This window comes from Streptomyces capparidis, assembly GCF_054782095.1.
On record NZ_BAAGTD010000104.1, the window covers coordinates 1 to 11206 of the forward strand.

An 11206-nucleotide genomic window follows, 5' to 3' on the forward strand; every position below is an offset into this window, starting at 1 on the left:
GGAAAGACGAACACCGCACGACGACCCTCCCCACGACCCACCACCGGATCGCCCAGCCCCCGCAGCAACTCCTCCCGATCCGCACCCACCACCACCGCCCGGTGCTCGAACGAGGAGCGGTGGGTGAGCAGGGTCCAGCCGATGTCGGCGGCGTCCCACTCGGGGTGCGCGGTCACCGCGTCCCGCAGTCGCGCCACCTGATCCCGCAGCGCCTCGGCGGACCGCGCCGACACCACCCACGGCACCACACCAGGACCCGCCACGGGCTCGGGCCGCTCCTCCCCCGGTGCTTCCTCCAGGATCACGTGCGCGTTGGTGCCGCTGGCGCCGAAGGAGGACACCCCGGCCCGCCGCGGCCGGTCCGCGTCGGGCCAGGGCCGGGGTTCGGTCAGCAGCCGGACGGCGCCGGAGGACCAGTCGACGTGGGGGGAGGGCGCGTCCACGTGCAGGGTGCGGGGCAGCACCCCGTGCCGCATCGCCATCACCGTCTTGATCACCCCGGCCGCTCCCGCGGCGGCCTGGGTGTGCCCGATGTTGGACTTCACCGAGCCGAGCCACAGCGGGCGGTCCTCGGGGCGGTCCTGGCCGTAGGTGGCCAGCAGCGCCTGGGCCTCGATGGGGTCGCCGAGCGCGGTGCCCGTGCCGTGCGCCTCCACCGCGTCCACGTCGGGGGCCGCCAGGCGGGCGTCGGCCAGGGCCTGCCAGATGACGCGCTGCTGGGAGGGGCCGTTTGGGGCGGTCAGGCCGTTGCTGGCGCCGTCCTGGTTGACGGCGGAGCCGCGCACCACCGCGAGCACCGGGTGGCCGCGGTCCACGGCGTCGGACAGCCGCTCCAGCAGCAGCACCCCGACGCCCTCGCTCCACGCCGTGCCGTCCGCGGACGCCGAGAACGCCTTGCACCGCCCGTCCGGCGCCAGCCCCCGCTGGCGGGCGAACTCGATGAACATGCCCGGGGTCGCCATCACCGCCACGCCCCCGGCCAGGGCGGTGCCGCTCTCGCCGCGGCGCAGCGACTGGCAGGCCAGGTGCAGCGCGACCAGCGCGGAGGAGCAGGCGGTGTCCACGGTGACCGCGGGCCCCTCCAGGCCGAAGGTGTAGGCCAGGCGGCCGGATATGACGCTGGCGGCGCCGCCGGTGAGCAGGTAGCCCTCGTGGTTCTCGGTGGCCCGTTGCAGCAGCCCGGCGTACTCCTGGTGGCCGGTGCCGATGAACACGCCGGTGCGGCTGCCGCGCAGCGCGGCCGGGTCGATGCCGGCGCGTTCGAACGCCTCCCAGGAGGTCTCCAGCAGCAGCCGCTGCTGCGGGTCCATGGTCAGGGCCTCGCGGGGGCCTATGCCGAAGAAGCCCGCGTCGAACAGGGCCGGGTCGTCCAGGAACCCGCCCTCGCGGGTGTAGGTGGTGCCCGGCCGGTCCGGGTCGGGGTCGTACAGGGCGGCCGTGTCCCAGCCGCGGTCGCCGGGGAACGGGCCGATGGCGTCGACGCCGTCGCCGACGAGCCGCCACAGCGCCTCGGGGCTGTCCACCCCGCCGGGGAACCGGCAGGCCATGCCCACGATCGCCACGGGTTCGCTGTCCGCGGCCTCCTTCTCCTGGAGGCGGCGGCGGGTCTCGTGCAGGTCGGCGGTGACCCGCTTGAGAAAGTAACGGAGCTTTTCCTCGGTCGCCACGTCGCGCTCGCCTCTCAGGAGATGCCGAGTTCCTTTTCGATGAAGTCGAAGACCTCGTCGTCCTCTGCTGTGTCCAGGCCGCCGGGGAGCGCGGCTTCGCCTTCGGTTCCTTCCTGCCAGCGGGAGGCGATGGCCCGCAGGCGGGTGGCGACCCTGGCGCGGCCGGGGTCGTCGTCGGCGAGCCCGGTCAGGGCGGCCTCCAGTCGGTCGAGTTCCTCCAGCACCCCGCCGGAGGCGGGCGCCTCGTCCTGAGGGAGTTCGGCGCGCAGGTACCGGGCGAGGGCGGCCGGGGTGGGGTGGTCGAAGACGGCGGTGGCGGGCAGGCGCAGCCCGGTGGCCGCGCCGAGGCGGTTGCGCAGTTCGACGGCGGTCAGCGAGTCGAAGCCCAGGTCGTCGAAGGACCGGTCCTGGTCGACGGCGTCCGCCGCGCCGTGGCCGAGCACCTGCGCGACCTGGGCGCGCACCAGGTCGGCCAGGGCGCGGTCCCGCTCGGCCGGGGGCAGGGCGGCGAGCCGCCGGCCCAGTCCCGGGTCGGGGGCGGGGCGGGCGGCGGCGGGGAGCAGGCCGCGCAGCAGGGGCGGGGCGTCGTCGGGGGCGGTGCGGGGCGCGGCCAGGTCGAGGCGGACCGGCAGCGGGGCGCGGTCCTCGCCCGCGAGGGCGGCGTCGAACAGCGCCAGGGCGTCGTCGGTGGCCAGCGGGACGACGCCGGAGCGGCGCATCCGGCCGCGGGCGGCCTCGTCGAGGTGCCCGGCCATGCCGTCGCGGGCCGCCCACGGGCCCCAGGCGAGGGACACGGCGGGCAGGCGCAGGGCGCCGCGGTGGTGGGCGAGGGCGTCCAGGAAGGCGTTGGCGGCGGCGTAGTTGGCCTGCCCGGCGCCGCCGAGGGTGGCGGCGGCGGAGGAGAACAGCACGAACGCGGACAGCTCCAGGTCCCGGGTCAGCTCGTGGAGGTGCCAGGCGGCGTCGGCCTTGGGCCGCAGCACCGCGTCCAGGTGCGCGGGGGTGAGCGCGCCGAGCACCGCGTCGTCCACGGCTCCCGCGGCGTGCACGACGGCGGTGAGCGGGTGGGCGGCGGGGACGGCGGCGAGCGTGCGCTCCAGGGCGGCGCGGTCGGCGGCGTCGCAGGCGGCGACGGTCACCTGGGCGCCCAGCGCGGTGAGGTCGTCCACCAGGGCGGCGGCGCCCGGCGCGTCGGGGCCGCGGCGGCTGAGGAGCAGCAGGTGCCGGGCGCCGTGCGCGGCGGCCAGGTGCCGGGCGAGGGCGGCGCCGAGCGCGCCGGTGCCGCCGGTGACCAGGACGGTGCCCTCGGGGTCGAGGGCGGGCGCGGCGCCGGGTTCCGCCGCCAGGGCGCGGGCCAGCCGGGGCGCCAGCAGCCGCCCGGCGCGGTGGGCGAGTTGCGGCTCGCCGGTGGCCGCGGCGCGCCGCAGCACCTCGTCGTCGGAGTCGTCGGCGTCGGCGGCGGCGGGGCCGCCGGCGGGGTCCGCGGCGTCGTCCGGCGCGGCGAGGTCGAGCAGCCCGAACCGGCCGGGGTGCTCGGCCTGCGCGGCCCGCACCAGGCCCCACAGGGCGGCCGCCGCCGGGTCGGGCGCGGTCTTCTCGTCCCCGGTCGCGGTGGCGCCGCGGGTGACGACGACCAGCCGGGAGCCGGCGAAGCGCGCGTCGTCGAGCCAGTGCCGCAGGGCGTCGAGGGCGCGGCGCAGCGCGGCCCTGGCGGCCTCGGGGGGCGGGGCCGGGTCGGCGGCGGACCCCCCGGGCGGGCCGGCGAGCAGGAAGACGGTGCCGGGGACGGGTTCCCCGCCGGCGGCGGCGCGGGCGAGCGCGGCCAGGTCCGGGTGGCCGGCCGGGCCCGCGGACCCGACCACGGCGTGGCCGTCGGCCCCCGGGGCCCGGGCGGGTTCGGGGACGGGCTGCCACTCCACCCGGAACAGCGCGTCGTGGTGGCCGCGGCGGGCCGCCCGCAACTGCTCGGGGGACACCGGGCGGGCCAGCAGCCGCGCCACGGACACCACCGGCTCCCCGGCCTCGTCGGTGGCGGTCAGGCTCATCGCGTCGGGGCCCGCCGGGGCGAGCCGCACCCGCAGCGCGGTGGCGCCGGTGCGGTGCACGGTGACGCCGTGCCAGGCGAAGGGCAGCAGCACGGCGCCGCCGGTGGTGCCGATGAGCCCGGCGTGCAGGGCGGCGTCCAGCAGCGCCGGGTGGACGCCGTACGACCCGGCGTCGGCGCGGGCCTCCTCGGGGGCGGCGGCCTCGGCGAACAGCTCGTCGCCGCGCCGCCACACCGCGCGCAGCCCGCGGAAAGCCGGCCCGTAGGCGAAGCCGTGGCCCGCCGCCGTGTCGTAGAAGCCGCCGACGGCGACGGGTTCGGCGTCCCGCGGCGGCCAGGGCGGCGCCTGCGGCGGCTCCGGCGCGCCCTCGGCCAGCACCCCGGAGGCGTGCCGGGTCCACGGCCCGCCGTCGTCCGGGCGGGAGTGCACGGTGAACGGCCGCCGCCCCGCCGGGTCGGCCGGGCCCACGGCGAGCTGCACCCGCGCGCCGCGGCCCGCGGTGAGGACCAGCGGGGCCTCCTGGGTGAGCTCCGCCACGGTGTCGCAGCCCACGCGGCGGGCGGCGTGCGCGGCCAGGTCCAGGTAGGCGGTGCCGGGCACCACGAGCGTGCCCAGGATGACGTGGTCGGCGAGCCAGCGGTGGGAGCGCGGCGACAGGTGCCCGGTGAGGACCGTCCCGCCGTCCTCGGCGAGCCGGACCTCGGCGCCGAGCAGGGGGTGCCCGGCCTCGTCCAGGCCGAGCGCGGCGGGCCGGGCCGCGGCGCGCGCCGGGGCGGCCCAGTGCCGCCTGCCCTGGAAGGCGTAGGTGGGCAGCTCCACCCGGCGGCGGGGCGCGGCGCCGTGGAACGCCCGCCAGTCCACGGCGACGCCCCGGGTGTGGGCCCGCGCCACGGCGGTGACGGCGGTCGCGGGCTCGGGCCGGCCGCGCCGCAGCAGCGGCAGGGCGGCCGGGGGCGCGCCGGTGCCGTCGGGGGCGGCCGGGAGGGCGTCCGGCACCAGCGCGGACAGCGCCCCGCCGGGCCCCAGTTCGAGGAAGGTGGCGATCCCGCGCCCGGCCAGGTGGCGCAGCCCGTCGTGGAAGCGGACCGGCTCGCGCACGTGCCGGACCCAGTACTCCGGGGAGCGCGCCTCCTCGGCGGTCAGCAGGCGGCCGGTGACGTCGGAGACGACGGGCAGGCGGGGCTCGCCCGGCTCGGTCGCGGCCACGGCGGCGCGGAACGGTTCGAGCACCGCGTCCATGTGCGGGGAGTGGAAGGCGTGGCCGGTGCGCAGCCGCTTGGTGGCGCGGCCCTCGGCGCGCAGCTTCGCGGCGACGTCCGAGACGGTGTCCTCGTCCCCGGACACCACCACGGCGCGCGGGCCGTTGACGGCGGCGACGGCCGCGAGGTGTCCGCGGCCCGCCAGGAGGGCCAGCACCTCCTCCTCGGTGGCCTGGACGGACACCATCAGCCCGCCGGGCGCCAGCTCGTGCATCAGCCGTCCCCGCGCGGCCACCACGGCGGCGGCGTCCGGCAGCGAGAAGACCCCGGCGACGTGCGCGGCGGCCAGTTCGCCGACGGAGTGGCCGAGCAGGGCGTCGGGGCGCAGCCCCCACGACTCGGCGAGGCGGTACAGCGCCACCTCCAGCGCGAACAGGCCCGCCTGCGCGAAGTCGGTGCGCTCCAGGGCCCGCGCCGCCGGGTCGTCCTCGGCGGCGAACAGCACGTCGCGCAGCGGTGTGCCGAGCCGTTCGTCCAGCGCCTCGCAGACTTCGTCCAGGGCCCGCGCGAACACCGGGAAGGCCGCGTGCAGCTCCCGTCCGGCGCCGGGGCGCTGGGCGCCCTGGCCGGTGAAGAGGAACGCGGCCTTGCCGGGGCGGGGGGCGGTGCCGAGGGACAGGTGCGGCGCTGCGTCGCCGCGGGCGAGCGCGTCGAGTCCGGAGAGCAGTTCGCCGCGGTCGGCGCCCACGACGGCGGCGCGGTGCTCCAGGGCGGCGCGGGTGGTGGCCAGGGCGTGGGCGACGTCGCGCGGGTGCCACTCGGGGTGGGCGGCCACGGCGTCGCGCAGCCGCGCGGCCTGGGCGCGCAGGGCGGGGGCGCTGTGCGCGGACACCAGCCACGGGACGGCGGCCCGCTCCCCGCCGCCGGGCCGCTCGCCGTCCTCCGCGGCGTGGTCCGCCGCCTCCTCGGCCTGCTCCAGCACGACGTGGGCGTTGGTGCCGCTGATGCCGAAGGAGGACACGGCGGCCCGCCGGGGGCGGTCCGCGTCAGGCCACGGCCGCTCCTCGGAGAGCAGCTCGACCGCGCCGGCCGACCAGTCCACGTGCGGGCTCGGCGCGTCCACGTGCAGGGTGCGGGGCAGCACGCCGTGCCGCATGGCCAGCACCATCTTGATCACCCCGGCGGCGCCGGCGGCGAGCTGGGTGTGGCCGATGTTGGACTTCACCGAGCCCAGCCACAGCGGCTCGCCGCCGCGGCCCCGGCCGTAGGTGGCCAGCAGCGCCTGGGCCTCGATGGGGTCGCCGAGTCTGGTGCCGGTGCCGTGCGCCTCCACGGCGTCGACCTGGTCGGCGGTCAGCCGGGCGTCGGCCAGGGCGTCCAGGATGACGCGCTGCTGGGAGGGGCCGCTGGGGGCGGTGAGCCCGTTGGAGGCGCCGTCCTGGTTGACGGCGGAGCCCCGCACCACCGCGAGCACCGGGTGGCCGTTGCGCCGGGCGTCGGACAGCCGCTCCACCAGCAGCACCCCGGCGCCCTCGCCCCAGGCGGTGCCGTCGGCGGACGCCGCGAACGCCTTGCACCGCCCGTCGGGGGCGAGCCCGCGCTGGCGGCTGAACTCGACGAACATGTGGGGCGCGGCCATCACCGCGGCGCCGCCGGCCAGCGCCATGGTGCACTCGCCGCGGCGCAGCGACTGGCAGGCCAGGTGCAGCGCCACCAGGGCGGAGGAGCAGGCGGTGTCCACGGTGACCGCGGGCCCCTCCAGGCCGTAGCAGTAGGCGACTCGGCCGGAGGCGACGCTGACGGCGGTGCCGGTCAGCCGGTAGCCCTCGGCGCCCTCGGACGCCTGCCCGCCCTCGGCGTAGCCGAGCGGTGCGGCGCCGACGAACACGCCGGTGCGGCTGCCGCGCAGCGACGCCGGGTCGATCCCGGCGCGTTCGAACGCCTCCCAGGAGGTCTCCAGCAGCAGCCGCTGCTGCGGGTCCATGGCCAGGGCCTCGCGGGGGCTGATGCCGAACAGGTCGGCGTCGAAGCGGTCGGCGTCGCGGACGAACGCGCCGTGCCGCACATAGCTCCGGCCCGGCGCGTCGGGGTCGGGGTCGAACAGGTCGTCCAGGTCCCAGCCGCGGTCGTCGGGGAACTCCGTGACGGCGTCACGCCCCTCGGACAGCAGGCGCCAGAAGTCCTCGGGGGACCGGACGCCGCCGGGGAAGCGGCAGGCCATCGCGACGATCGCCACGGGCTCGTGCCACGCGTCGGCGAGTTCGCGGTTGTGCCGCCGCAGTCGCTTGGTCTCCTTCAGGGACGCCCGCAGCGCGTCGAGGAGCTGTTCCTGGGTTGCCGCCATCGTGTGTCTCCGCAACTCCGGGCGCGGTCAGTGGTCGGTGTCGAGGGCCAGGCCGATCAGGGCCTCGGCGTCCATGGCGTCGATCGCCTCCGCGTCGTCCGCGGTGCCGTCGGCGGTGTCGTCGGCCGTTCCGGCCGCCGTGCCCTCGGCGGGCGGGGGGCCGCCGCTCGCGGTGAGGCCGAGGAGGGCGTCGAGCAGTCCCGCCTCCTTCAGCCGGGTCAGCGGGATCGCGGACAGCGCCGCCCTGACCCGCGCCTCCTCGTCCCCGGCGGCGGCCCGCGGGGTGAGCCGCTCCCGCAGGTGCGCGGCCAGGGCCGTGGGCGTCGGGTGGTCGAAGACCAGGGTGGGCGGCAGGCGCAGGCCGGTGGCCGCGGTGAGCCGGTTGCGCAGCTCGACGGCGGTCAGCGAGTCGAAGCCGAGGGTGCGGAACGCCTGGCCGGGGTGGACGTCCTGCGGTGTCGCGTGCCCGAGCACGGTCGCGGCGTGTTCGCTGACCAGGTCGAGCAGCACCCGGTCCCGTTCGGCCTCGGGCAGCGGGGCGAGCCGCCGCGCCAAGGCTTGGTCGTCGGCCCCGCCGCCGGCGGTGCGCGCGGTGCGGCGGGCGGGGGCGCCCGCGAGGCCGCGCAGCAGCGGGGGCACGGGTTCGGCGAGGTCCGTGGTGTCGAGGCCCGCGGCCAGCAGCGCGGGCCGGTCGGCGGTGAGGGCGGCGTCGAACAGGGCGAGCCCGTCCTCGTCGCTCAGCGGGGTGATGCCGGAGCGGCGCAGCCGGGCCAGGTCGGCGGTGTCCAGGTGCCCGGTCATGCCGCTGGCCCGGGCCCACAGGCCCCAGGCCACGGACAGGCCCGGCAGCCCGTGGGCGCGCCGGTGCCCGGCCAGGGCGTCCAGGAAGGCGTTGGCGGCGGCGTAGTTGGCCTGCCCGGGGCCGCCGAGGGTGGCGGCGGCGGAGGAGAACAGCACGAACGCCGACAGGTCCGCGTCCCGGGTCAGCTCGTGCAGGTTCCACGCCGCCTGGATCTTGGGGCGCAGCACCGTGTCCACCTGCCCGGGTGTCAGGGAGGCGAGCAGGCCGTCGTCCAGGACGCCCGCGGCGTGCACCACGCCGGTCAGCGGGTGTTCCGCGGGGACGGCGGCGAGGGCCGCGGCGAGGGCGTCCCGGTCGGCGGCGTCGCAGGCCGCGACCGTCACCCGGGCGCCGAGGGCGGTCAGGTCGGCCGCCAGGGCGTCGGCGCCCGGTGTCCGCTCGCCCCGGCGGGCGAGCAGCAGCAGGTGCCGCACGCCGTGCACCGCGGCGAGGCGCCGCGCCACCAGGCCGCCGAGCACCCCGGTGCCGCCGGTGACGAGCACGGTCCCTTCGGGGTCGAGCCGGGGCGGCACGGTGAGGACGACCTTGCCGACGTGCCGGGCCTGACCGAGGTGCCGCAGCGCCTCGGGGGCGCGGCGCACGTCCCAGGCGGCCGACGGCAGCGGCCGCAGCGCGCCGCGCTCGAACAGGGCCATCAGTTCGGCCAGCATGCGCCGCAGCTCCGGGGGCCCGGCCTCGATGAGGTCGAACGCCTGGTAGGAGGTGCCGGGGTGGGCGGCGGTGACGGCGGCGGCGTCCCTGATGTCGGTCTTGCCCATCTCGATGAACCGGCCGCCGGGGGCCAGCAGCCGCAGGGAGGCGTCCACGTACTCGTGCGCCAGGGAGTTCAGCACGACGTCGACGCCGCGGCCCCCGGTGGCGGCGCGGATCCGCTCCTCGAACCCGAGGTCGCGCGAGGAGGCGATCCGCTCCTCGGGGATGCCGAGGCCGCGCAGCACGTCCCACTTGGCGGGGCCGGCCGTGGCGTACACCTCGGCGCCCAGGTGCCGGGCGAGCTGGACGGCGGCCAGGCCGACGCCGCCGGTGGCCGCGTGCACCAGCACGGACTCGCCGGGCCGCAGGCCGGCCAGGCGGGCCAGGCCGTAGTGGGCGGTGAGGAAGGCGATGGGCACGGTCGCGGCCTCGGTGAACGACCAGTTGCCGGGCATCGGGGCGAGCAGCCGGTGATCGGCGACGGCGACCGGGCCGAACGACGCGGGCACCATGCCCAGCACGCGGTCGCCGGGCGCGAGGCCGGTCACGCCGGGCCCGGTCTCCAGGACGACCCCGGCGGCGTCCCCGCCCATGACGTCCTGGTCGACCATGCCGAGGGCGAGCAGCACATCGCGGAAGTTCATCCCGGCGGCGCGCACCGCGACGCGGACCTGCCCCGGCTCCAGCGGCGCCGCCGCGGCCGGGCTGGGCAGCAGCGCGGCGTTCTCCAGGGTGCCCTTGCCGGTGACGTCGAGCCGCCAGGGGGCGTCGCCGGACGGCGGGGTGAGGCCCCGCCCGTCGTCGGCGCGGGCCAGGCCGGGCACCAGCACCTGCCCGGCCCGCACCGCCAACTGGGGTTCGCCGCAGGCCAGGGCGCGCTCCAGCAGCTCGCGGGGCAGCGGCCGGGCGTCCAGGTCGAGCAGGACGAGCCGCCCGGGGTGCTCGGTCTGCGCGGAGCGGGCCAGGCCCCACACGGTGGCGTTCGCCAGGTCGGTGACGCTCTCGCCGGGGGCGGCGGCCACCGCGCCCCGGGTGACCAGCACCAGTCGGGAGCCGGTGAGCCGTTCGTCGGCCAGCCGGTCCCGGACCAGGGCGAGCGCGCGGTGCACGGCCTCCCGCGCGGCCGGGTCCCGCGACTGGGCGGGGCCGCCGGGGTCGGGCAGGCAGGGCAGGAACAGCACGTCGGGCGCCGCCCCGTCCGCGCCGGGCCCGGTGAACACCGCGGGGTCGAGGCCGTGGCCGCCGTCCCCGTGCACCGCCCACCGGCCGGCGGGGGCCCGCTCGGGCAGCGCGGCCGGGGTCCACTGGACGTGCAGCAGGGGGTGCCGCGCCGGGGTGAGCTGCCCCCGGGTCACGGGGCGGCCGGCCAGGGACTCCACCGACACCACGGGGCGGCCGGTGTCGTCGGCGGCCGCCACCGCGACCGCGCCGGGCCCCGCGGGCGTCAGCCGCACCCGCAGCGCGGTGGCGCCGGTGGCGTGCAGGGTGACACCGGTGAAGGAGAACGGCAGCCCGACCCCGTCCCGCTCGGTCAGCGCGGCGGCGTGCAGGGCGGCGTCGAACAGCGCCGGGTGCAGGCCGAACTCCGCGGCCCCGCCTTCGGGTTCGCCCGGCAGGCGGACCTCGGCGAAGACCTCGTCCCCGCGCCGCCACGCCGCGCGCAGCCCGCGGAAGCCCGGCCCGTACTCCAGGCCGTCACCGGCCAGCCGCTCGTACACCCCGGCGATGTCCACCGGCTCCGCCCCGGGGGGCGGCCAGGCGCTCAGCTCCCAGCCGGGTTCGCCGGCCGCCGCGGCGAGGACACCGGTGGCGTGCCGGGTCCACGGGGCGTCCGGGGCGTCGTCGGGCCGGGAGTGCACGGTGACCGGGCGCCGGCCGTGCTCGTCGGCGGCGCCGACGGTCAACTGGACGTGGACGCCGCCGCGTTCGGGCAGCACCAGCGGCGCGGCGAGGGTCAGCTCCTCGACCGTGCCGCACCCTGCCCGGTCACCGGCGTGCACGGCCAGCTCCACCAGCGCGGTGCCCGGCACGGGCAGCGCGCCGAGCACCCGGTGCCCGGCCAGCCAGGGGTGCGACTCGACGGACAGCCGCCCGGTGAGGACGACCTCCTCGCCGCCGGCCAGCGGCACGGCCGCGCCCAGCAGCGGATGGCCGCTCTCGCGCAGCCCGAGGGCGCGCGCGTCACCGCCCGCCGCGGCGCCGGTCAGCCAGTAGCGGCGGCGTTGGAAGGGGTAGGTGGGCAGGTCGAGGTGGCGGCGCGGGCCGGGGAACAGGGAGGTCCACCGGACGGTGACGCCGTGGGTGTGGGCCTCGCCGACGGAGGTCAGGAACCGGCGCAGCCCGCCCTCGTCGCGGCGCAGGGACCCGACCGCGGGGGCGTCCTCGATGGCGACGGC

Annotated in this window: 3 protein-coding genes; all 3 read right to left on the reverse strand. The window is 78.8% G+C overall.

Going from position 1 to position 11206, the window contains the following annotated elements:
• A partial coding sequence (locus ACYVO2_RS36805; RefSeq protein WP_461012486.1) for a type I polyketide synthase occupies positions 1-1667 on the reverse strand: 1667 nt, incomplete at its 3' end.
• A gap of 14 nt (positions 1668-1681) precedes the next feature.
• Positions 1682-7255: a type I polyketide synthase gene (locus ACYVO2_RS36810; protein WP_461012487.1), complete on the reverse strand. Its 5574-nt coding sequence runs from the start codon at positions 7253-7255 to the stop codon at positions 1682-1684.
• 27 nt (positions 7256-7282) lie between these two features.
• On the reverse strand, positions 7283-11206 hold a 3924-nt coding region (locus ACYVO2_RS36815), incomplete at its 5' end, for an SDR family NAD(P)-dependent oxidoreductase (protein ID WP_461012488.1).

Bases quoted from the DNA above. Each gene is read 5' to 3' on its own strand.
- ACYVO2_RS36810 (WP_461012487.1), bottom strand. From the start codon at position 7,255: ATGGCGGCAACCCAGGAACAGCTCCTCGACGCGCTGCGGGCGTCCCTG.